19 protein-coding genes are annotated in these 22,761 nt (G+C 48.6%); 5 read left to right on the top strand and 14 right to left on the bottom strand.

Annotation, left to right across the window (positions count from 1 at the left end; all coding sequences use genetic code 11):
* Nucleotides 1-14: 14 nt before the first annotated feature.
* Both PSHG_RS13035 and PSHG_RS13040 read right to left on the bottom strand, forming a co-directional pair.
* Entirely contained in the window at nt 15-974 is a 960-nt protein-coding gene (locus PSHG_RS13035) for an aldo/keto reductase family protein (RefSeq protein ID WP_010273467.1), read from the bottom strand.
* Between the two features lie 420 nt (nt 975-1,394).
* On the bottom strand, nt 1,395-2,687 hold the full coding sequence (locus PSHG_RS13040; protein ID WP_010273471.1) for an IS110 family RNA-guided transposase: 1,293 nt from the start codon (nt 2,685-2,687) through the stop codon (nt 1,395-1,397).
* 351 nt (nt 2,688-3,038) lie between these two features.
* On the opposite strand from PSHG_RS13040, the gene PSHG_RS13045 reads away from it, so the two are divergent.
* Both PSHG_RS13045 and PSHG_RS13050 read left to right on the top strand, forming a co-directional pair.
* Nucleotides 3,039-3,350, top strand: coding sequence for a hypothetical protein (locus PSHG_RS13045; RefSeq protein ID WP_010273474.1), 312 nt, complete (start codon nt 3,039-3,041; stop codon nt 3,348-3,350).
* Between the two features lie 96 nt (nt 3,351-3,446).
* Nucleotides 3,447-4,187, top strand: coding sequence for an EcsC family protein (locus tag PSHG_RS13050; protein WP_010273476.1), 741 nt, complete (start codon nt 3,447-3,449; stop codon nt 4,185-4,187).
* Nucleotides 4,188-4,366: 179 nt separating this feature from the next.
* Here PSHG_RS13050 and PSHG_RS13055 read toward each other — a convergent pair whose 3' ends face one another.
* Entirely contained in the window at nt 4,367-5,242 is an 876-nt protein-coding gene (locus PSHG_RS13055; protein ID WP_010273477.1) for a sugar phosphate isomerase/epimerase family protein, read from the bottom strand.
* A 242-nt stretch (nt 5,243-5,484) separates the two neighbouring features.
* Here PSHG_RS13055 and nagB point away from each other — a divergent pair, with 242 nt between their 5' ends.
* Nucleotides 5,485-6,210, top strand: a complete 726-nt coding sequence (gene nagB, locus PSHG_RS13060) for a glucosamine-6-phosphate deaminase (protein WP_010273478.1) — start codon at nt 5,485-5,487, stop codon at nt 6,208-6,210.
* Nucleotides 6,211-6,212: 2 nt separating this feature from the next.
* Nucleotides 6,213-7,400, top strand: a complete 1,188-nt coding sequence (nagA, locus tag PSHG_RS13065) for an N-acetylglucosamine-6-phosphate deacetylase (protein ID WP_010273479.1) — start codon at nt 6,213-6,215, stop codon at nt 7,398-7,400.
* A 148-nt stretch (nt 7,401-7,548) separates the two neighbouring features.
* Here nagA and PSHG_RS13070 read toward each other — a convergent pair whose 3' ends face one another.
* The 11 genes from PSHG_RS13070 to PSHG_RS13120 form a co-directional block, all read right to left on the bottom strand.
* Nucleotides 7,549-8,505, bottom strand: a complete 957-nt coding sequence (locus PSHG_RS13070; RefSeq protein WP_010273480.1) for an ROK family protein — start codon at nt 8,503-8,505, stop codon at nt 7,549-7,551.
* Entirely contained in the window at nt 8,505-9,323 is an 819-nt protein-coding gene (locus PSHG_RS13075; protein WP_026021360.1) for a DeoR/GlpR family DNA-binding transcription regulator, read from the bottom strand. The genes PSHG_RS13070 and PSHG_RS13075 overlap by 1 nt, the downstream gene beginning before the upstream one ends.
* Nucleotides 9,324-9,441: 118 nt before the next feature.
* Nucleotides 9,442-10,821 (bottom strand): hypothetical protein, encoded by a 1,380-nt coding sequence (locus PSHG_RS13080; RefSeq protein WP_010273482.1) that lies wholly within the window; start codon nt 10,819-10,821, stop codon nt 9,442-9,444.
* 30 nt (nt 10,822-10,851) lie between these two features.
* The gene (locus tag PSHG_RS13085; RefSeq protein WP_010273484.1) at nt 10,852-12,054 is read right to left on the bottom strand and encodes a M20 metallopeptidase family protein; all 1,203 of its coding nucleotides are present in this window, start codon (nt 12,052-12,054) and stop codon (nt 10,852-10,854) included.
* Nucleotides 12,051-12,938 (bottom strand): L-serine ammonia-lyase, iron-sulfur-dependent, subunit alpha, encoded by an 888-nt coding sequence (gene sdaAA, locus PSHG_RS13090; protein ID WP_010273485.1) that lies wholly within the window; start codon nt 12,936-12,938, stop codon nt 12,051-12,053. Before sdaAA ends, PSHG_RS13085 begins: the two co-directional genes overlap by 4 nt.
* Entirely contained in the window at nt 12,935-13,615 is a 681-nt protein-coding gene (gene sdaAB, locus PSHG_RS13095) for an L-serine ammonia-lyase, iron-sulfur-dependent subunit beta (protein WP_010273486.1), read from the bottom strand. Before sdaAB ends, sdaAA begins: the two co-directional genes overlap by 4 nt.
* Nucleotides 13,616-13,792: 177 nt before the next feature.
* Nucleotides 13,793-14,869 carry a dihydrodipicolinate synthase family protein gene (locus PSHG_RS13100; protein WP_026021362.1) on the bottom strand — a complete coding sequence of 359 codons (1,077 nt, stop codon included), beginning with the start codon at nt 14,867-14,869 and terminating at the stop codon, nt 13,793-13,795.
* 2 nt (nt 14,870-14,871) lie between these two features.
* Complete coding sequence (locus PSHG_RS13105; protein WP_010273489.1) at nt 14,872-15,888, bottom strand: NAD-dependent epimerase/dehydratase family protein; 1,017 nt, start codon at nt 15,886-15,888, stop codon at nt 14,872-14,874.
* A 284-nt stretch (nt 15,889-16,172) separates the two neighbouring features.
* Entirely contained in the window at nt 16,173-17,060 is an 888-nt protein-coding gene (locus tag PSHG_RS13110; protein ID WP_010273491.1) for a TIGR01777 family oxidoreductase, read from the bottom strand.
* 672 nt (nt 17,061-17,732) lie between these two features.
* A complete protein-coding gene (locus tag PSHG_RS13115) occupies nt 17,733-18,554 on the bottom strand; it encodes a TetR/AcrR family transcriptional regulator (protein WP_010273492.1) in 822 nt (273 codons plus the stop codon).
* A gap of 17 nt (nt 18,555-18,571) precedes the next feature.
* Nucleotides 18,572-21,844 (bottom strand): efflux RND transporter permease subunit, encoded by a 3,273-nt coding sequence (locus PSHG_RS13120; protein WP_010273493.1) that lies wholly within the window; start codon nt 21,842-21,844, stop codon nt 18,572-18,574.
* Between the two features lie 341 nt (nt 21,845-22,185).
* Between PSHG_RS13120 and PSHG_RS27565 the strand changes: the two genes are divergently transcribed.
* Nucleotides 22,186-22,662, top strand: coding sequence for a hypothetical protein (locus PSHG_RS27565; protein ID WP_148497721.1), 477 nt, complete (start codon nt 22,186-22,188; stop codon nt 22,660-22,662).
* Nucleotides 22,663-22,761: the final 99 nt, after the last annotated feature.

Genomic DNA, 22,761 nt, shown 5'->3' on the forward strand with positions numbered 1-22,761 from the left:
TAATTCAATCCCGCTCAGGCTGTTGGAGGTTGCAATATTGTTTCAATAGCGTCAAGCGTATCCTCGGTTAATGTGATAGCCGAAGCCTTGATATTATCATCAATTTGTTCGGGGCGGCTGGCCCCAATAATAGCACTCGAAACCTCTTCTTTCCGCAGAATCCAAGCCAAAGCCAATTGCGACAGGGTGCATCCCAAATCATTGGCGATTTCTTTTAATTGGGCGGTTTGTGCCAATGTTGTTTCATTCAAGTAACTGCTAACTGAGCCTTTTGCATGCTGAGCCCGGCTTCCTTCCGGCATGTTCTGCAGGTCCGTATACTTCCCGGTCAATACTCCTTGCGCCAAAGGCGAATACACGACCTGGCCGATGCCATGCTGAGCGCTGACAGGCATTATCTCCTGCTCGATCTGTCTGCGAAGCATATTATAAGGCGGTTGACTGGCCACAATTCGATTCAGCAAATAACGGTCTGCTACGCGCACTGCTTCATTGATTTGGGCGGCTGTCCAGTTGCTGACGCCGATATATAGCACTTTGCCTTGAGTGATTAGATCGTTCATTGCCCTCATCGTTTCATCAATTGGCGTATCCGGATCAAAATGATGACAGTAGTATAAATCGATATAGTCCATATTCAATCTTTTTAGACTGGCGTCGCATTGTTCCATGATATGCTTGCGGGAAAGCCCGCTTTCATTGGGCTTGTCCCCCATTTTACCCCATACCTTTGTAGCCAACACATAAGAATGCCTCGGATACTTGCTTAACGCTTCTCCCACTGCTTTCTCGGATTCTCCACGCATATAAATGTTAGCGGTATCAAAAAAGTTAATGCCGCTTTCGTAGGCTCTGTCTATAATTTGGAATGCCTTATCCTTGTCCACATAGCCGCCCTCACCATAAGTGAGCCAGCTTCCAAGACTGATCTCGCTTACCTTTACACCAGAACGGCCCAATTTGCGGTATTTCATTTTCCTCTCCTCCTCCCTCAATAAATTGAGGTTTTCTTTTATTTTCTCACTTATTCTCAAGATTTCACCATTGACAATTTAAGAAAATTGGTACAAATTTGACGAAGAACAAATATTTGGAAATGACCCTTAAGTGTAAACAGAGGTGCTGTGCACCATTTCTAAAAAATGGTTATGATCGCACATTGGACGCTCCACAATTTCCCTTGCGGTTTACCCTCCCATATCTCCCTGGGTCTACGCCCTTACATTCCTTCGTCCGACCTATCAAGGGGTGGAGGCCAGGCTTGCTCGTATGCGGGGTCAGTGCCCTAATGGAGGATATGTTTCCCGGCTCTCCGTGCTTCAATTGTCAAATAGATATCAACATGTGAATAACAATGATTTCAAATAATTTATTGATTCCTGTGTATATCTGAATTATGCAGCTTGTATTTGTGCCTCACGAAAGGCACCTAGTACCTTGCTCGCATCGTAATTCTGCTGTTTTGTCCCCAGTGTGAATAGTATGCGAACCAGCTTTCCACAAAGCGCAATGATCGATTGTTTTTTCTTTAACGGATTTTCCCGGCGTGTTATAAAATACCGGTGTAACGCTTTAAATGTGGGATCCTTGGCGACCATAATTAGGGTGGTCTGGTACAAGATCCTACGTAAACGAGAACGTCCTCGCTTGGTGATCAGCGTCTCACCTTTATGCATTCCGGAGCTGTCTTCTTTCAAGTTAAATCCAGCATGACGGATGATTTGTTGGGGGTGGTTGTAGCCAGACAGATCGCCGATTTCAGCATAAATCCCTGCCACTGTAACCGTCCCAACACACGGCATACTGAGAATCGCTTTCGCTTCCGGGATCTTTTCCAATTCTTCGCTCACCTGCTCCATCAAATCTTCCATCTGTCGAATTAGTAGATCGTACTGTTCTAGCAGCATGGACAGCTCATATCGTGCTGCTTTCAAGCCTTCTTCAAGCCCAATGGAGGCTTGAGCCGTATGCATCAGCAATAAAGCCCGTTTACGTCCGACGGCCCTCTGAACCTCCTTTTTCCACGTCTCCACGATGTGATCTTCGCCGGCATCAACCACATCCTGGGGCAGTGGAAATTGTCGGAGCGTTAAGAGTGCGGCCTTGCCTTCCCATTTTTTGAACACCCGGGTGAACTCAGGGAAGTAGCGATCCAACCAGTTGTGGATTCGGCCCTTTATTCGGTTGAGATCCGTATTGATTCGATCTCGCTGATTCATCAGAACACGAAGCTCCGCATACACTCCTTTCGGCAGTTGGGGTTCGGTGTACCGACCTTCCAGCACCAATTTCCCTACGACGCGCGCGTCTTTGGTGTCGTTTTTCGTGGGGGAATTGTCATCGAGTTCTTTACTTTTCTTGACATGGTGTGGATTGACCAGTACAACCGGAATATCCTGCTGCCGCAAGTAATGATGCATAGGGAACCAATAATGCCCTGTCGGCTCCACGCCAAGCAATACTTCCGTCATGCCATGTTCCTGTTTTAATTCATCAGTCCAGTCCAGCAGCGCCTTCACCCCAGTCTGATCGTTAGTGAACACACAACGTTTTCCTAGCTCAATGCCTCTGAAGTTGAAAGCACGGGCAATGTGAGTATTTTTCGCGATATCTGCTCCGATCACCAAAGTTGTTTCCGAAATGCGCTCAATCCGTTGATTTTGTTTGTAAGATTGTGTAAGCTTCATAAGTGAGTACCTCCGTTTAATGAATTAGGGATCCTTAACGATACCCAGTATACCGGAGGTGCTCATTTTTGTTCAAACCGCAAATTTCTTTAATTACAGGAATGCTCGTATGTATTCAAAAATTGTTCTAGCTTATGAGCCAGCTTAGCAAATTGCTTAATTTTCCATGTACTTATTCTAATTGTACTAATTATCGGACAGGCCCGCCAGAGAAACCTCTTCCCCTTACAGATTGACTCATTTTGAAGATCTATGGAGAAAGGGCCTGTCCATTCGTTTACCTAGGACGGTATTTTGGTTACAATAAGAGATGCGGTGTGATCCTATCGACTAGAGAAGGGGGAGAAGCTTATGGACTCACTGATTGCCAAAGAATTGGATTCCATGTTAAAGCACTGGGAACTAATGTCCGGCAGTGATTATGACGATGCTGAGGAAGATGCCGCCCGCTTTCAGGAATCGTTCTACCGTTTTATGGATATAATCAGAGACTGGATTGAAAGTCTAAGCAAACGTCCAAAAACTGTGGAGGAAGCACTTCAGCTGCCGGAGCTTGCCCACATAACAGCTAACCTGCCCGCACCTCTCTATTTAAACTTTGAAACAGAGCTAGAGCTGATTTTAGAGGGCCAATCACGAATATTGGACCCTTTTGAAGATTAATTCATTTTAGCAGTCAGGTTATTTGTTTCAAGGAACGATCATTCTTGGCTTATATCTGGGCTGCTAGTGCATGGTTTTTGACAGGAGCGCATGATTATGAAATATGAGGAACGAGTCCGTATGGAGCTGGTTCTATGGGAAAAAACACTTTCAAAACGAGGCGGAGTGCTGGAGCAGACCTCCAAGGCCTTTAGCACTTCGCTAAATCGCGCCATTCCGGAAAAAGTCCACCACACGATTACCCAAACGATTAAAAGCATTGTTAAGGCAGTAATTGTGGGAGCGAGGTTTACCCCCAACCGTCCGGTGGAAACCGCTCTCACCTTGGAGCAAAGAGATCAGCTCGCTGAGAAGATTAACTCCCAATATAAAAAAATCGCGGCCGCCGAAGGTGCGGGAACAGGAGCAGGCGGTCTGCTGTTAGGGGTCGTCGATTTCCCAGCCCTGCTTGCGATCAAAATGAAGTTTCTATTCGAGATCGCCCACACTTACGGATTTGATACGAAAGAGATTAGTGAAAGGCTATATATTCTTTATATTTTCCAGCTCGCTTTTTCCAGTCGCGAACACCGGATGCGCACATTCAAGGCTATGAAAAGCTGGAACCAGACCCGCCTGCAATGGGCCGACGAAACTGATGATTTCCGCTCTATCGATTGGCAGACGCTGCAGCAGGAATATCGCGATTCGATTGATTTTCGCAAGATGCTCCAGCTGCTGCCGGGGATAGGGGCTATTGTCGGGGCTTGGGCTAATTACGGGCTATTAGAAGAGCTGCATACCGCCGCGAGCAACGCTTATCGCATGCGGCTGCTGGATGATCCGGTGGAAGCTTAGCCAGATCATTACTAAAATCTTTACTAACAGCATTATCTTGCCAAGCAGCGAATACGGAAAGCCGCATCGAAGGATGCGGCTCATTGGTGGAAGCTATTAAGAATGAATACCATTAAACGAATGTTCCCATTACATAGGAATAATCCGATTTCATTAATCTCCTGATGGTATCGTCTGCATTAACGGTATCGCTTAATGAATTCTACGGCTTTGCGGATATCAGCTTCCGGCTGATCTCCCACTTCACGTTCAATTGTAAGATACCCTTGATAGCCGATTTCCTGGATCGCCGCAAAGTATGCATCAAAGTCTACTTTCCCTTCGCCCAGCGGCACTTCTTTGAAAAACTCTCCAGAAGAAACCATTTCTGCAATCTTGGCATGATCCATAGGCTCATAACCGAGCGCCCCATATACTGCGCGAGGGTCAACCTCACGGTTGCGGATTCCATCCTTCACATGAGTATGAACTATGTAATCCTTCAACAGCTTAATCCCTTCAACAGGATCATCACCCGTTACCATAACCATGTTAGCCGGGTCAAAATTGACAGAAACCCCTTTGCTGCTCAACGTGTCCAAAAAAGCCTTCAAATGTGCAGCCGTCTCCGGCCCCGTCTCAATAGCAAAAAAAGCATTCATGCTGCTGGCATATTGACTAAGCTCTTCACAGGCTTTATGCATAGCTTCATACACTTCACTGTTAGGATCGTCAGGAACTATTCCAATATGAGTTGTTACCACGTTCGTACCGAGCTCTACTGCCAGATCCATAATACGTTTCGATTTTTCCACTTTCTCCGCATTCACAGTTTTATCCTGGAAGCCATGTCCTCCGAGGTCCCCGCATAAGGCGGAAATTTCCAAACCCAGAGAGGCAATATAATCTTTCAATTCCTTACGTGCAGCCGCGTCTAAATTTGCGGGATCCATCTCACCTGAAACCGCATAAATTTGCACGCCCTCCGCACCCACTTCTTTAGCTTTGATCAGTCCCTGCCGAACACCGACTCCAAAACTATCAACAATCACGCCAATTTTGTTGGTAAGTTTCATAACGCTCTCCTTTATTGGGTAGGATAGTTTATTAACTCCCCTATAGTTTAGTCAGGAGCAGTGAAGCTAGTCAATGGTTTAGAGCAAAATGACAAAGGTTTTTTTCAGGATGAAGATAAGAAATGCTGTTTACGATCAAAATTATGATTGTTATGATACAATCATTTATTGACATGCTCCTAAATTAACTTTACATTTAAAGTAACTACACCTTTTGGTAAATTCGGGGAGGCTACCTGGAAATGAATGTTTACACCTATAGTTCTAACACTCAACTTAATGAAGCGGCAGCAGGACTTATAGCCGCTACTCTCCAACAGAAGCCTAATGCAGTTCTTGGACTGGCCACCGGTTCGACACCGATTGGCGTCTATGAAAAATTAGTTGAAATGTACAAGGAAGGAAAAATCAGTTTCAAGGGTGCCTCTTCCTTTAATTTGGATGAATATGTTGGACTGCCTCGCGATCATAGTGAAAGCTATTACAGCTTCATGCATCACCACCTGTTCCAGCATATCGATCTTCCGGAAGATAAAGCCCTGATTCCACAAGGGAATACGAATCACCCTAAAGAAGAATGCACCCGTTATGATCAACTGATTCAGGAAGCAGGCGGCATTGATCTGCAAATTCTAGGAATTGGACACAACGGTCATATTGGCTTTAATGAGCCTGCCGATTCCTTATCTGGAGCCACACATGTTGTTACACTGCATGAAGAAACACGCAAAGCGAACGCACGCTTTTTCAATTCGATAGATGAAGTGCCTACGCATGCGATTACGGTTGGTATGGCGGCAATCATGAAAGCCAAGTGCATTCTTCTGTTAGTGCGCGGCGCGGATAAAGCCGATATTATCCATAAGGCGCTGAACGGCCCCATTACAACCCAGTGTCCTGCATCTTTCTTGCAGCTGCATCCTAATTTGATCGTCATGACGGATTCTGAAGCCGGGAGGAATTTATAACCATGAGCCATGTAAGCCGTACAATCCTTTATAACGCCAGATTAGTTATGGAAGACGGAGTGCTTCAGCAGGGTGAGCTTTATCTCGAGGGTGGCACGATCCTTTGGGCAGGTTCCAGCGAGTCGAGACCTGCCTCATTAAATTCCTTTGAGGCGGATTCGCGTATTGATGCCGAAGGGGGCTGGCTCGTTCCCGGCTTTATTGACATCCATATTCACGGAGGATATGGACATGACTTTATGGACGCAACAGCTGAAGCATTGGAAGGGATTACCCGCTTCCACGGGAAAAACGGGACTACCGCCATGCTGGCCACATCCGTTACGGCTCCGCGTGAAGCTTTGGATCAGCTGCTGGAGGCCGTTCATACTTATCAGCAGCAGGACATGCCTTACGCCCAACTGATCGGAGTTCATCTGGAAGGCCCCTTCATTAGTCCCAAGTGGCCCGGAGCTCAAAACCCGGCATATATCGTGCCTCCTCAGCAGGAATGGCTGGAGGAATGGACAGCGAAATACCCCGGCTTAATCAAACAGTTAACCTTGGCTCCGGAGCACGAGGGAGCTTTTGCCTTGATCCATTGGCTTAAAGAGCACGGAATCATTGCTGCAGCCGGTCACACCGATGCCTCTTACGAAATCATGGAAGAGGCTGTAGAGCATGGCCTGAGCCATGCCGTCCATACTTTCAACGCGATGACCGGTCTGCATCACCGCGCACCTGGCACTGTTGGCGCCGTATTAAGCGATGACCGGATAAATGCGGAAGTTATCGCAGACGGCTTCCATGTTCATCCCGCCGGGATAAAACTGCTTGCAAAGACGAAGACAGATAACAATCTGATTCTTATCACTGATGCTATGTCCGCAGCAGGCTTGGGCAACGGACAGTACAGCCTCGGAGGACTAGCCGTTACCGTGAAAGACGGCAAAGCAACCTTGACAGAAGGCAATAGCCTGGCAGGCAGCACGCTAACGATGATTTCAGCATTCCGCTATGTCATCAATGTAGTAGGGGTCGACATCGTAGAGGCTAGCCGAATGGCGAGTCTAAACCCTGCTCAAGCGCTGCGGATGGATGACAAGCTGGGCAGCCTGGCCGCAGGTAAACAGGCCGATGTTCTGCTGCTCTCCCCTGATTTGGAAATTAAGCGGATCTGGGTTAAAGGCCGCGAAGCCAATTTGGACTAAGGCATGAATGTGCCGTTTGCCTGCCTTCCCTGCAGTCCTACTACGGATTAGATACCGCTCGGATTTATGCAAAATGCTGAAATAAAAAAAAGCGCAAGTTCCGGCCTTGGAAGGCCTTGAGGACTTGCGCTTTCATCTTTATATCCCATCACCCTGCACGCTTAGCAGCGTTTACAGCACTGCCGATAACTCCCGCATCATCCAGCAGCTCTGCTGTTTTAATTTCGAGATGATCCCAGTACATTGGCAGCAGGAGCCTTTGCAGTTCTTTTCTCATCGGAGCAAAGATTCTCTCTCCCGCATTGGCTGCCCCCCCGCCAATAACTACAACGTCCGGGTTCAGCAACGTAACGGCATAAGACAGTCCTTTGCCGAGCAGCGTACCTGTATGATTCATAATGTCTACAGCGACTTGATCCCCTTCGTCATAGGCTCTGGAGATATGGGCAGCTGTCAGCTCATCCGGACTAGAGACCATCGTCTTCATGATCGTCTCTTTGCCGCTTGCAATATGTTCGCGCGCTTGTTTGGCCAGCCCGGTAGCGGAAGCGACCGTCTCCAGACAGCCTACCATGCCACAGCCGCAAGTACGGGTCTCTCCCTCCATAATAATGTGCCCGAATTCTCCAGCAATGTATCGGCCGCCATAGTACAGCCTTCCGTTCTCGACAAGCGCTGCCGCAATACCTGTACCCAGTGTAATTCCAAAAACAACCGGATAGCCTTGGCCCGCGCCTTTCTCGGCTTCGCCCAAGGCATACATTCTAACATCATTATCAATGAATACCGGAATGTTGAGCAGCTTGGACAGTCTTGCGCTCACATCAAGATCACGCCAGTTCAAGTTCCCGGCAAATCGGCAAATGCCCTGAATCGGATCAATTAATCCCGGGATCCCCGCACCAACGGACTGGATAGCTTCCAGGGGAAGCTCCCGCTTGGCTGCCAGCTCTTGAATCATTTCCGCAATGCGGCCAATAACATGATCCGCTCCCTTGGCCGCCTCAGTCGGTCTTTTGACTTTGTCCAGCAAATTAAACTGCTCATCGAGAAGGCCGCAAACGATATTCGTTCCGCCCAAATCCACTCCGGCATAATACTTCATTATTGAATTCCCTCTCTCTTCATGTTGTTTGAATCGATTAAATAGGTCATGACGCCGAGACGGTCCAATTCCTCCTGGAGATCCTTATCCAAGGGCAAATCCGTAATACAGGCATCAATAGCAGACAACGGAGCAATCGGGAACAAGGAGCTTTTCCCCACCTTGGAATGATCAAATACAGCAAAGGTTTTAGCGGAGCGGCTAATTAAAGCTTTGCCGATCTGGGCTTCCGAATCAGAGTAAGTGGTTAATCCCTGATTGGAGGAAATCCCGTCCACTCCTATAAAAATGCTGCCAATATTCAGTTCCTCAACCATCTTTTCCGCCATGGGACCGCACAGCTCAAAGCTTTTGTTGCGCATGACTCCGCCGGTTACCATTACTTGTATTTCATCCGAGTCTGCCAGCTCCATAGCTATATTTACAGCATTAGTAACGACCGTTATGTTTTTAAGCGATTTCAAAGCTCGGGCCATCAAATACATCGTTGTCCCGCCGGATAGGCAGATCACATCTCCTTCGCGGACCAGTGAGGCCGCTTTCTCTGCTATCGCTTCTTTCTCAAGCCAGGCAAGCCTTTTGCGCTCTGTAAATGAAGTCTCCCTGGCGGAATGGAAACCGTCATAAAGTGCACCACCGATCGTACGGATGATAGGTTCCGTCTTTTCCAGCAAATCAAGATCCCGTCTTGCGGTAGCTTCAGAGCAGCCGAATAAATCTACGATTTCGGAAACCGTAATCCGACCATTATGCTTTAACACATTCAGCAGATTCGTTCTCCGCTGATTTCCTTTGGAACCTGGAGATTGCACTTTCATAATTCTCACTCCATTAGCAATCGTCATTGTCGTGGTGCAACCTGATTATGGGCTTTCTATGAAAATTATAATAATAACTTTTGATAGATTCAATCACAATCTTTATTTATAGTAATCATTATTTTCTTTTTAGGTGTGGAGCTGACAGTTTTTCATGCAAGCCCTGCAAAAAGAGCAGCCGATAGATTTGCTTAGGTCTTCCCTTCGATTGGCTTCTTAACTCCCCTATTATTTCCACGAGACCATTGTCCGACCATTGCAGCAAAAAGCGGTGAACACTGCGTATCGTCACACCGAGCACAAAGGCTAATTCTTTGGCCGTATAATCCAGCTGCCCTTTGCGTGCTACCTGGGCCGCTAATTTACTCAAATAGGAAATTGTCATCCCGGCCTCCTCCGCCCGCTTGATGAGCTCAGCGTCAATCAGAGCCAGGTTGATTTCCAGAGGCTTGGACATCTGTAAAGGCCCGATTACACTCCGGTCTTCCCTGACGATAAAACAAATGTTACCTCCAGCCTCACGAGCTTGTTTTAAAGCCATCCTCGCATGTGTTCCCGCTTCACCGGCCGTCTGTCCAAAGCCGACTCCCATGCTGAGCGTCAAGCCGAACGATTTCTCCGCTTCACCGGCGAGAGGAATATATTTATAACCCCCGGTTTCCCGCTCAAATATTCCGCGTGTGGTCACAAATAAATATTCGTCCCCGCCCAAATGAGTCAAGTGTCCATCCAGCGATTCCACGTAGCCAAGTAATAAGCGGTGGACGTCAAGCTTCAGCTTTTGCACCTCATGCTCATTGGCCCGCGATTCGTACAGCTTGCCCGGTTCATCAATAGCCACCAGCGCAAGAACGATCTGGGATTCTTTGCTGCGTCTTGTTTCACTGGAGAGAAGAGCGCGCTCCAGCGTAACGGTCATGTCCTGCTCAGTTGGCAGCACCCACTCGTTCGGGATCTTCCTTCTGGTCAACTCCTCCGATACGGATTTAAGTCCGGTTAAAGCACAAGATTGCCCTCCGCTATCCTCATAGACCTGCTGATGAAAGCTCACCAGCTCTTCCTGGGAGAACGGATCGCTGCCATTATACAGCACCGATTGAATTCCTGCTTTGTTAAGCTCGTTCAGGGACATTTCAATCATCCGCATGCGGAAGGTATCAATGGAGACGAGCTGACTGCCAAATTGCTTGTGGAGTAAAAAGAAGCTTCTGTACAACCCTGTCCCGGTTAACGGAAAGTAAAATACCGGCACTGTGAACTTGACCTTATCTTTTGCCAATTGATAGGGAAGAGGCCCGGAAAAAAGAAGGACTTCTACCTCGTCCATCAATTTTTGGGCCAGAAAAGGAACTTCCTGTTCAGTTGTAAACGGAGAATAGATAGGAGCAAAGGATGGAAATCGGCTCATTACAGCCTTGATCTTCGTTATATAAATTTCCGAGCCTATGACCCCGATTTTTATTCCATTGCTTGTCGTATGGCTCACTGTTGACATCATGAATGACGATCCCCCAGCATGATTTCTAATCTATCTCTCATTTTGCCCGATAAGTCTCCGGAATGCAATGGCTGAAAGCAAAGCTGCGCCAAGCGGCAGGCAAGCCTCATTCAGGGTGAATCGGGGGTGATGGAGTCCAAAGGCTTGCTCCGCGCCAACCGGAGGTCCAGAACCAAGCCAGAAGAAGCACCCGGGGACGTGCTGCAAATAAATTGAAAAGTCTTCACCCGCCATAGTAGGTGCAGCCTCAATTCTGCGTTCGCGGCCGATTAATGCGTCCACCGTATCCTCCACATGCCGGACAGGATCATCATGGTTGACCAAAACGGGTGTCTGTTCAATGTAATTGAGCTTCGCTTTGCAGCGATATCCTTCGCTTATGCGGACAATTAAACGCTCCAGCCGTTCCTTCATCTGTCTCTGCACATCGGGAGAAAATGTCCGCACGGTACCTGTTAATTCCGCCCGATGCGGAATGACATTGTTGGCTTCCCCTGCATGAATGCTGCCAACGGTAACGACAACCGGGTCAAACGGTGAAATTTCCCGGCTCGCTGCGGTTTGCAGTGCCATCACAATGGCGGATGCAGCTACAACGGGATCAATACTTTGATCCGGTATCGCTCCATGTCCGCCCTTGCCCTCGAGCTGGATTTCAAAGCGGTCCACCGATCCCATTAAAGAGCCGTAACGAGTAGCCGCCTGCCCAGCAGGAAGTGTTGGCAAATTGTGCAGTCCGTAAATTTCATCTACAGCTTCCAGTGCCCCGTCTTCAATCATCGCTTTAGCTCCTGCGTTGATTTCCTCCGCCCCTTGAAACAGAAAACGCACCGAGCCATGCAGCTGTTCTTTACGCGCAGCCAGCAAAGACACGGCGCCTAAAAGAATAGCCGTATGGCCATCGTGGCCGCAGGCATGCATGACACCGGGAACCTCCGAAGCAAAAGGCAAGTCAGTTTCTTCCGCGATTGGCAGCGCATCCATATCAGCCCTAAGCGCAATAAGCGGTCCCGGGCTGCCACCCTGCAGATCCGCTACGATGCCATGTCCGCCGACTTGAGTACGAATCTTCAAGCCTAATCCTTCTATAGCGGCAAGCACCTTGGCAGCAGTTCGGGATTCTTGGTGGCTGAGTTCTGGATTTCGGTGCAGGTCACGGCGAAAGGCTACCAATCGGTCTTCCATTTCAAGTCCTTCTTTTAATAACGACTCTCCCCAGGAAGTAACCTTCACTTTTTCTTCCTCCTCTCCTTCAACTCACTTAAAATTTGTTTCCCAGTAGGTGTCTGCGCCAAGCCTCCCTTGGCTGTTTCCCTGTATTTGTCCGGCATAGCGGTTCCCACCTCGTACATCACATCGATCACTTCATCAGAGGGAATTACGCTGCGGACTCCGGCCAAGGCCATATCAGCTGCGGCCAATGCGTTCACAGCCCCAAAGCCGTTTCGCACAATGCAAGGAACCTCAACCAGGCCGCCAACCGGATCACAAATCAGGCCAAGGGTGTTTTTCAGCGCCAGACCAACAGCATGAACCGACTGGGCCGGGTTGCCGCCGCGGAGCTCCGTTAAAGCGCCGGCAGCCATTCCTATAGCCGAACCCACCTCAGCCTGACAGCCTCCTTCCGCTCCGGATACGAAGGAATTGTTGGCAATCACATAGCCGATAGCTCCTGCGGCAAACAGGCCTTTTACCATATGATCATCGTCCCAGCCAAACCTTTCCTGCGAGCTGACAAATACGCCAGGAATAATACCGCATGAACCTGCGGTCGGTGTTGCGATTATCCTGCCCATTGAGGCATTGACCTCGGAAACCGCTAAAGCGTACGCCATCGCCCGGCTTGCCTCTGAGCCCAGTGAAGGCTCCTCCGCTTCCCTGTAGGCGGCCACCCTCTGCGCATCCTTGCCTGTTAAGCCGCTTCGCGATGTAGTATCCTCCGTTAACCCTTTGCGGACGGCTTCCTTCATAACCTCGTAGTAGGCTTTCATCTTGGCGAATTCATGCTCCGGAGTTTGGCCGGACTCCTCTGCCTGCTCACTAAGCATCAGCTCCGCGATACTCTTGCCTTCCTTCTCGCATAATTCCACCAGTTGCTTCAGACTGCGAAATCTCATGGCTTTCTCCTTTCCGTGAGATCGACAACCCTTACCTTGGAGACGCTGCTGATTTTCTCGATAACTTCAATCAGGCCGGGCTCCGGACGTGTATCAATCTCGATAACGGTCATCGCTTCCCCTTTACGTGCTTTGCGGTCAACATCCATGTAGCCGATATTGATCATCATCGTTCTTAGAATGGCCGTAATATCGGCGATCATTCCCGGCCGGTCTTCATGACTAATAACCAGTGTAGGATACAGCCCGGTAAACTTGACATCGAATTGGTCCACGCTAATAATTTCAATGTTGCCTCCGCCAATGGAGGCGCCTGTGACAGAAAGCTGGATAGCGTCTGAAGAAAGCTGCAAGGTAGCCGTATTCGGATGAAAAGCCGGCTTTTTAGCAGGCGAGAATACGACTTCCAGCCCGGCCTCCTCTGCCAGCTGCAGCGATTGGGGAATCCGCGGATCGTCAGTCTCGTAGTCAAGCAGACCTCCAACAAGAGCGAGATCAGTTCCATGCCCTTCATACGTTTCGGCAAAAGAGCCATAGAGGGCGATGACCGCTTTTTGCGGAAGCTCGCCAAAAAGCTGCCGGGCTACCCGTCCAAGACGTATAGCACCCGCAGTATGAGAACTGGAAGGGCCAATCATGGCTGGCCCTATGATGGAAAATACATCTTTAAACCTCATCGGTTAACCTCCCGCTTATGTGGGGAATGATGGATGCCGCAAGGGGCGGAGGGGGCGAGCCCATCCGCCTTAATATAATCTGCCGGCATTCGGCATGAGATCCCGGCCGCAATTCCGTACCTTCCGTTAGACCTTCCGTCAAACTTCTTTCCATTAACATTTCCGTACCGCTAATCGTTAAGACTGCTCACCCAGCCACTCCTGCAAATGTTCTGCAACAAAATCATCATCGTTAAGATGCGGATAGTCACGATACATGCGATCGATTTCCTCCATTTGCCCCGGAGACAGCTCTTCCTTGGGATTTAGGCACCAGCGCCCTTCCAGCAGTCCCTGACGGCGAAGCACCTCATGAATGCCTGGAATGCATCCTTCGAAGTGGTTAGCCGGATCAAAGAAAGCGGCATTGGCTTCGGTAACCTCGATGTTGCGAGTCAGCCACTCAGCAGAAAGCTCATGTGAATCGCGTACCTGTTTAACTTCTTCCAGCAGCTCCACCGCCTTTTTGGTCCAAACCGCCCAGTGGCCCAGCAGACCGCCTACTATCTTCTTCTCGACCGGCTGTCCATTGACCTGGAAGCGGTAAGTTGTCAGCAAGTCCGTGACAATATTGTCGTCATTTCCGGTATACAGGGCGATTTCGTCACGGCGGCTGGAATAGCAAACCGCACGTACGACGTCGATCGTCTGATAACGGTTAAAAGGCGCCATTTTAATGGCCATAACCCCGGGAATATTCACGAACTGCTCCCAGAAGCTAAAGCTGAAAATACGACCGCCTACAGATGGCTGCAGGTAAAAGCCAAACACAGGAATGATCTCGGTGATTGCGCGAGTGCGTTCAAGCAGCTGCTCCTCGCTCCAGTCCTGCAATCCGCCCATACTGAGCAGCCCCATATCGTAGCCGAGTCTTGCCGCCAGCTTAGCTTCCTCCACAGCTTGCTCTGTCGGCCCGCAAATTCCAGCCACCTTCAAAAAGGGGCGATCCAGCTTGGCCTTATCCACTTCTTCTGCCGCCATGCGGAGAACAGGCTCCAGCAGGTTCACATCTTTATCGCGTATCTCGAATTGTGTCGAGTGTACACCTACAGCAACACCGCCAGCCCCTGAAGCGATATAATAGCGGGTAAGCGCGCGCTGACGTCTCTCATCCAGCTGCCGCTGTTCATTAAGCGCGAGAGGATGTGCGGGAATGGCCAGACCTTCATGCAAAGCGCGAAACTGCTCGTCAGTTAATGATTTGCGAGTAGACATCATTAATATTTACCCTCTCTTTCCTGGAAATGCGTAGGTTTATTCCAAGTGTCCCCTCCGGCTTCAACCCATTCAGCAATCCAGTCAATCATTTGCAGCAAGGATACACGAGGATAACCAAATAATTGCATGGCCTTTGTCGCATTGCTCAATAATGCAGTGTCGGATTCTTGACCTATGATTTGCGCTTCCGTTCCGAAGCGGTCGGCAAACTCTTTAGCAACCCAGCGTAATGAAATCGTTTCCGGTCCGGTCACATTCAAAAATAATGGAGGAGTATCCGCTGCATTCAGCGAACGGATCGCCATCTCGTTGGCATCACCCTGCCAGATAACATTGGCATGACCCATCGTCACATCAACTGGCCGCCCTTCTTTCACTGTTTTGGCCAGCTCAAGAAGTACGCCATATCTTAAATCAATCGCATAGTTTAAACGGAACACGGTCAGCGGGAAATTATATTTGCGGGAAAAATGCTCGAATACCCGTTCACGGCCCAGACTGGACTGGCCATACTCTCCGTTAGGATTTGGCGGAGTTTTTTCTGTGGCGCCTCCGCTGAACACGGGTGTCAGCGGATAAACATTCCCTGTCGAAAAAGCGACGATGCGGGAAGATTTGTACTTTTCTGCAACCCGTCCCGGTAAATACGAATTCATCGCCCAAGTAAAATGTTCATTTCCCGTGGTGCCAAATTTGTTGCCAGCCATATAAATAACGTTTTCAACGTTTGGCAGCTGCTGCAGCGCCTGATCATCCAAGAGATCAATCTGAATCGTTTCTACACCGTCTGCCTCCAGCTCTTCCTTTAAGGTTCCTGATGAAAAGCGGGATGCACCGATCACTTTTTTATTGACCCCTGCTTCTTTAATCGCGTTCATTGCCAGTCTGGCAAGACTTGGCCCCATCTTTCCGCCGATTCCGAGCAACATAATATCTCCATCCAGCGCAGCGATGTCTTTAATCAAAGCTTCAGACGGTTCTGCAAGCTTCGCTTCCAATTCAGCTATTGTTCTCATATCGTTCTCCCTTCACTTTAATTCCCTGAAGCGGGAAAGTTAAGCGTTTTCTCCGCTGAATTCAACGCTGGTCAACCGTGCAAGTCAAGCTGTCCCGGCTTTATTGTAATACCGGTAAGCAGCGTATGAATTCAGCTTGTTAATCTCATTGTAAGCTGACGCTTAATTAAAAGACAAGTCTAATAAATGTCCATAATTTATTAGTCAAATGCGAAGCAATCTGAAATAAAAATCATGCGGAGACAACGGTCAAAGAGTTTAGCGATCGCTGAGAATGTGCAAGGTTAGGGAGCTTTTTTTAACAGTTCCGCCAAAGCCGCCTCCAGGTAAGGGTAGGTATACTCGAACCCCCACTCCTTCGCTTTCCAGGGGAATACTTTTTGTCCTTTAATAAGCAGCATGGAGAGCTCGCCAAACAGCAGCTTAAACACAAATTCGGGTACTGGCAGCCAATGCGGCCGTTTTAATACTTTCCCTAGCGTTCTGCCAAACTCATCATTCGTTACCGGTCTTGGTGCTGTCGCGTTTACGGCTCCTGCCGCAGATCGAGTCCTCAGGCAAAAGCTGATAAGTCTGACGACATCCTCGACATGAATCCAGGACATCCATTGCCGTCCGGCACCCAATCTGCCGCCTGCTCCCAGCAAGTAAGGCAGCTTCATTTTGCCAAGCGCCCCCTCATTGCGGCCGAGTACTAGTCCGAGACGGATTTTGACTAGCCGTTCACATGGAATTTGTTCGGCGGCTTCCTCCCATTGGCGGACGACGTTTGCTAAAAAATCATTGGCCCGGGGCTCATTCCTTTCATCAAAAACGGTATTCTCCGATACTCCGTAAATCCCAATGGCGGATCCATTGATAACAACCTTCGGTTTAACCTTCCATTGGCTTATCCCCTCTGCCAGCTGTTCAGCTGCCTGAAGACGGGATTGAACGATTCTCTCTTTAGCCGGAGCTGTCCATCTCTGATTAATCGTTTCTCCCGCCAGGTTAACAACAGCCTCGATTCCGTCCCATGCTGACGGATTTTGATTCCATTCATCCCATGTAAGGATCCGGGGATCATCAGAATGATGTCTAGACACAATGTATACGTCATCCCCTTCCTCACGCAAATGGCGGACGAGATGACTGCCGATAAAACCTGTTCCCCCTGTAACCAGTACTTTCAACGCTGCATCCTCCCCTCATCGCAAAGTGTCCGGCGTCGATAAGATCAGGACGTTTGATGCCACATCCTAAACTGCCACACATGATCCCTTAAATCTGATAATCCCTTCCTCTAGGTTCTATTTTACCATAGCCCGCTCTTTTCCTTTACCTGTTATCTGCCGGGCCGCAACTCGAAATTAGCTGGCAACAGCTTGCCAGCAGCAGCTGACGTAAAGGAGCAGGTTTGCTAATTCGCATGTATCCATAAGTGTCTGCTAAAAAAAATAATAAGGGGCTGTCCAAATAAGTCCCTAAAATAAAAAGGCCGGGCGAGAAAACGTAAGGTTTTTCACCCAGCCTTTTTATGTGCCTGTTTTTGTAGGAATGCAGCGGGGCTGATGGATCGCTGCTAACCATATCGCCGGAATGTTTCCGCGCAATAGCTTTTCGATCCGACGAGTAGACCTTCTGGGGGCAGCCGTATAGGATGACCTTAAGCATCAATTTCGGATGGCAGGAGCTGCGACCTCATCCTGGATAGTGGCAAATAGCTGATGGTCAGGAATCGCTTCACCAGGACTTCTGATTGGACTTTCTGGACAGCCCCAGGGGCATTTTTGCCTGCACTTAATCCTGCAAACTCTCTTCAATATCCCGCAATGCCTGCTTAATTGGAGAGATGTCCAGAGCTTTCAAATAATCGAGCATGGCACGCACGAGGACACTGCGCGGCTCTGGCTGCCGCAGCTCTTCCTCCAGCAGCTGGATCGATTCCAAGGCAGGCTTTTTTTATTGTCGGCCAGATCAAGTTCATTCACCCGGCCCCGCAGCTCAACCAGCTGCAAGGCCGCCATTTGACCGATCTGCTCTGTCTCCAGCTTGCCTGCGGCCAGATGGTCCTTCATCAGTTCCTCGTTAAGCATAGGCAATTCTGAAGTCGCTGCCAACCCCTGGGCGAGGCCGTCCATATAATGCAGAAGAAAATGCTTCAGCTTTTGAACAGGTATCGGATATTCCTCAACGATGATATAGCCCATGTATTCTTTGAGAATTCCATTCAAAATCGCAGAAAGATCATAGGCGAAAGGCCGGAACGACTCTCCGTATATATCTATAATGGAATTAAAAAAATTGTAATACGTAAATGCCCGCATCCGAAAAATAAGCTCGCTCAAATCTTTATTGATATGAAAGGACTGGTCCTTTAACACTAGTTTGAATAAATCAGTGTTTTGCAGCACTTTTTTATAATAGAGCTCAATTTGCTGGGCAAGCTTCTCCCTGGGGGGGAGATCGGTATTTTGCCGCAGCAATAGCAGCTCCCGGCTGAAGGAGTCGTAGTAATATTGGAAAATCGAATAGAGCAGCTCTTCCTTAGATTTGAAGTAAGAATACAGCGATCCCTTGGAAATGCCGGCCACGTCTGCAATTTCTTGCATGGATGCGGTATGGTAGCCTTTATTGGCAAAGCATTGGATAGCAGCTGTTATTATCCGCTTTTTCTTGACATTCACTTCATCATCTCCAGCTGTTAACTTTCCACTTGCGGGTTGCGGCGGAATTTCATTAAAAATTCATACACTATCGGGACTATCACCAGCGTCAACAGGGTAGAGCTGGTTAGCCCGCCTATAACGGTAACGCCCAGCCCTTTAGAGATCATTCCTCCGCTTTCAAAGCCAAATGCCAACGGAAGCAATGCACCGATCGTGGCCAGAGCCGTCATCAGTATAGGGCGCAATCGCGTCGCACCAGCCTCGAGCAGCGCTTCGCGTGTGGTTAAGCCCGCCTGCTCATTATGAATGACCCTGTCGAGCAGTACTATCGCATTCGTAACGACTATGCCGATAAGCATAAGCAGTCCCATCATGGCCGGTACGCTTAACGTTTCACCAGCAATCCAAAGCCCGAGCAAGGCGCCGATCGCGGTGAACGGCAGGGAGAAGAGAATGGCAAAGGGGGCCAGTCCGCCACCAAATGTAACCACTAAAATAAAGTATACTATCGCAATAGCCGCCAGCATAGCCAGACTTAACTGGTTAAACGTTTCTTCCAGCTGCTCCACCACTCCCCCGAAGGCAATCGAGACGTCTTCCGGAAGGGACATGGCATCGATTTGCGATTGAATTTTGGCAGAGACCCCGCCGACATCAGATGCTAGAATGTCAGCGGAAACTTCTACAAACAGTTGACCATTGCGGCGTGTCACGGAGTTAGGAGCGTCCTCCTCTTGAAATACAACCAGTTCACTTAGCGGTATTTCTCCCGCTATAGGAGAAACTACGGCTGTCTCTAGAATTTGCTCAAGAGAAGAGAAAACTTTATTATCACCGGCCACTACAACATCCAGCTCTCTGCCGTTTTCTTTAATTGTCGTTACTGCCTGCTGCTCCCTTTGCGGCATTAGCTCAAGGGCTATTTGGGCTGCAGTCAATCCTAGACCGCTCGCTTTCTCTTGATCAACAACAAGCGTATACTGCTGCAGCGTTTCCGACATGCTGGTACTGGCCTGATCCAGATCGCCCTCGGCTTCCATTATCTCCATTAACTGCTCCGCCACCGGCTGGATCACTTCCAGACTCTCTCCATAAACCTGCAAGGTTAACTTATTATCTCCGAGCCCGCTTGCCATGTCCATTATATTCCACTCCCCGGCTGTGTCAAGCTGCTGCAGCCCCTCCATCAGCGAGGTCTTAACTTGGTCAAATTCCAGGGTATCATCTGCAAATTGAATATAGAACAAACCGGATCGGGACGTACCCATTCCCATCGGACCTGCTGCCCCGATAGAAAACTGCATATTAGTAACCTGGTCATTCTCCATTATATATTTTTCTGCCTGCAAAGCGCTTTGCTCAACATCAGACAATAGCTCTCCAGGTGCTGGCGAATAAGTGACCATCACATATTTCTCTTCCTCCTCCGGAAGGAAGCTGAACCCGACTACATTCATGAGGAATAAGCTTCCGCTCAGAATGAGAACAGCTGAGCCGAACGTAATGAGCTTATGATTCAATGTCCAATTCAGCAGACGGCGATAGCTGCCGGCTAATTTTCCCGGCTTTTCATCATGGTTGTGCTTCTTATTCACCCCGCGTTTGAACATGGAATGGGCCATCATCGGCACGATCGTAATCGCTACCAGCAGGGATGCCAGCAGCGCAAATACCATCGTCAAAGCAAATGGCACGAAAATTTCTCCCACTGGCCCGGTGACGGCTGCTAAAGGAACAAAAACAGCAATCGTTACAATTGTAGAGGACAAGATGGGAATAAACATTTCCCGTGTAGCTTCGCGAATGAGCTCTTTGCCCCTCAGCTTCTCTGATTGAAGTGACATTCGTCTGTAAATATTTTCAATAACGACAATAGAATCATCCACAACCCGGCCAATCGCTACGGTCATCGCCCCTAAGGTCATGATATTTAAAGTGATGTCCATCTGCTTAAGGGCGATGATAGCAAGCAGTAAGGAAAGAGGAATGGAAATCACCGAAATTAGCGTAGTACGGAAGTTTCTTAAAAACAGCAATATGATAATAATCGCGAAAATCCCGCCGAACAAAGCTTTGCTTAACATCGTATGGATGGAATCTTCAATTGGCTTCGCCTGGTCGAGCATTGGAGTCAGGCTGACGCCTTCATGCGATTCGGCGAACAGCTGGGCCGCGTCTTTAACCGCATTAACCACATGAACCGTATTGGCGTCAGGCGCCTTAATAACTTGGATCCCAATGGCTTCCTCCCCGTTTAATCTTGAAATGGAATCGGCCTCGCCAACTATCCGGATCTCGGCAAGCTCCTGCAGCTGAACTGTCGGAATTCCAGCGAGCCCCTCTTGACCAGGTATGACGGGAAAATTGCCAGATGGTATGGGCTCCGGGTCAGACAAGGCTCCATCCGTCTCCGGCAGTTCGCCTGGCATTTCGGGTGTTTCTGCACCCGCTGCTTGGCCAGGATTCAATTCCATGCCGGGAGCTTGCCCTTCAGCAGGCATGGAGCCGGGCGCATTACCGCTGCCGGGCATCATCCCTGATGGAGGCTGCCCGATGCCGGCCGAAGGAAGGACTGGAATAGCTAATGTTCGCAGAGCATCTATAGTCGTTATGTTTCCATCTACGACTACCGCTTTTTCGGATTCATCCAATTCAAACATGCCGAGAGGAATTTGGAGCACCGAACCTTGAATGACTCCTTTTACGGTTTCTTCATCCAACCCGTACGCCGCCAATTGACCGGAGTCAAACACAAGCTCCACCTTGTCCACATACTGCCCGGCAATACTAACATCGGCTACACCGTCAATACCTTCCAGCACTGGTCTTACCTGCTGCTCAACTAATTCCGTCAATTCTTCAAGTGTTCTGCCTTCTGCGGAAAGACCTAATGACACAACCGGAAACGCATTGATATTAATTCTTGAAATTTGCGGCTGCTGTACTCCATCAGGTACAGTCCAGCCAGCGATTGCTTCCCTGATTTCATCCAAAGCTGTATCCATACTCTTCCTAAATTCATATTCCACTTGAATCATGGAGACATTATCCATAGATGTTGAATTTACGGCATTAACCCCGTTCAAGTTCGTTATTCTTTGTTCCAGCGGTATAGATACTTTATTCGCCACATCTTCCGGAGTGGCTCCTGGGTATACAGTCGTAATCGTAATAGCTGGAATTTCAATATCCGGCAGCATTTCTTGATTCATCTTGAAGCCGGAGTAAATCCCAGTTACGGTCACAATAATTGTAAGCAGCCAAATGGCAAATTTATTTTTTAGCGAAAAGTTGATGATCCCCTTCATGCTGTCTATTCACTCCTGTACACTTAGTTTAATTCGTTTTGACCATTCGGTCATTTTATATAAATATATATGACTGTATAGTCAAAAACAAGTTAGCCTACATATGCCATCCTTCAGCTGGGCTAATGCCGTGTCCTTCACCCTTGTGAATCATATCGTAATGGTAACAAGGGAGTTGATGACCTATGGTCAGAACAATCACAAACCTAAATGCAAGCAGGAGTAATAAACACCGCAACCTAGTTACTGTCAGCCTTTTACAAGCGACCGCACGCAGTATGCTGCCGTTCTATAGCAAAATTGCCCGCTGTCCCCGGTTTTCGAAACGGTGGGCGAAGTCCGTGCGCAAAGCCAATTTGAATAAATTGGAAATTCTGTTCAAAAAAGCAGCGCCAAAAGCAGCCAAAAGAGCATCGCTCGGCGTAAACGGAATCGGATACTACGTTCATTTTCCAGCAAAAGCACCTATTGACGAATACGTAAATGCCACTTCAATCCGTCCCGGCACGGTACAATTTTATTTTAATGCCAAAGCCCATTCCTTGATTGCAAGGGCGATCCTGCCACTGTACGTGCAGCTGGCATGCAATCGCTGCTTTGCTAGAGAGGTTGTCAAAGCCATTCAATCAGGAAATAAAGGACGTTTGGCACAACTAATCCGCCGTTATGTGAAAGCCTGCGCGCTGCAATCCGTTTGTATAGCAAACTCCGGTTTCTCTCTTGGCTTTGTATTTCCATTCAGCCCGTATAAGGTATACAACGAATTTTTTAGGGAATCCCTGAGATTCAGACGACCTGCACAAAGAAAAAAGCCTTAAAAGACCCCGCTCCTTCCGGTATCCGCTTAATCAGCCAGGGCGGCCTCATGCTTGCTGTCTCCTGGGCTATGCTATAGAGTAGAAGTTGATAACCAGGAA

It is taken from the genome of Paenibacillus senegalensis JC66 (assembly GCF_000285515.1).
GTDB lineage: Bacteria > Bacillota > Bacilli > Paenibacillales > NBRC-103111 > Paenibacillus_L > Paenibacillus_L senegalensis.